This is a genomic window from Massilia sp. CT11-108 (assembly GCF_047302915.1).
Taxonomy (GTDB): Bacteria; Pseudomonadota; Gammaproteobacteria; order Burkholderiales; family Burkholderiaceae_D; genus Telluria; species Telluria orientalis.
This window is the reverse complement of sequence record NZ_JBKYMO010001119.1, coordinates 1-683: the sequence shown is the minus strand read 5'-3', so window position 1 is coordinate 683 and position 683 is coordinate 1. Positions and strand designations below refer to the sequence as shown.

The following is a 683-nucleotide window of genomic DNA, read 5'->3' as shown; positions in this document are numbered from 1 at the left end:
GGCCGCCCGCGACCGCGCTCACGCCGCGCCCGGTTCGAGATCAGGGAAGGACTCTGAAAGCGTGCGCATCATGGCCGACATCCGTCATTTCAAGAATCGCACCGAAGCGGGCCGGCTGCTGGCGCAGCGGCTCGCCGCCCATACCCGGCATCCGGACGCCATCGTGCTGGCACTGCCGCGCGGCGGCGTCCCGGTCGGGTTCGCCATCGCACAGCGGCTCGGCATCGCCCTCGACGTCCTGCTCGTGCGCAAGCTCGGCATGCCCCGCCACGAGGAATTCGCGATGGGCGCCGTGGGCAGCGGCACCGCCGATCCACTTCGCGATTTCATAGCCTGTGTCCGTCGTGTTTTTCATGATTGGCTCCTCCGGTTGGTCTGGCCCTGGCCGCCGCCTCGTCATGCCAGGCGGTGGCCAGCAAATCCTGCACTTCCTCGTCGCTGGTCTGTTCGAATGCGTCGTACCACTGGCCGACGGCGCGGAAGTGGGGCGGGGTCGACAGGCAGACGAGTTCGTCGACGCGTGCCTCGAGCGCGGCCGCCGTGTCGGGCGGCGCGACGGGGATCGCCAGCACCAGCTCGCGCGGACCCAGCCGGCGCGCGACTTCGATGGCGGCCAGCATCGAGGAACCCGTGGCGACGCCGTCGTCGACGAGGATCGCGCTGCGGCCGGCGAGGTCGAGGGG

General features: G+C 70.4%; 2 protein-coding genes. Both read right to left on the bottom strand.

Annotated features, from left to right (window positions below; translation table 11 throughout):
- Nucleotides 1-40 precede the first annotated feature (40 nt).
- Nucleotides 41-355: a hypothetical protein gene (locus tag ACEN88_RS33500; protein ID WP_413346649.1), complete on the bottom strand. Its 315-nt coding sequence runs from the start codon at nt 353-355 to the stop codon at nt 41-43.
- Nucleotides 327-683: phosphoribosyltransferase family protein (locus tag ACEN88_RS33495; RefSeq protein ID WP_413346648.1), on the bottom strand; the 357-nt coding region annotated here is incomplete at its 5' end. The genes ACEN88_RS33495 and ACEN88_RS33500, both read right to left, overlap by 29 nt.

Excerpts from the sequence above, each read along its gene's own strand:
- ACEN88_RS33500 (WP_413346649.1), bottom strand. The coding sequence starts at position 355 with ATGAAAAACACGACGGACACAGGCTATGAAATCGCGAAGTGGATCGGC.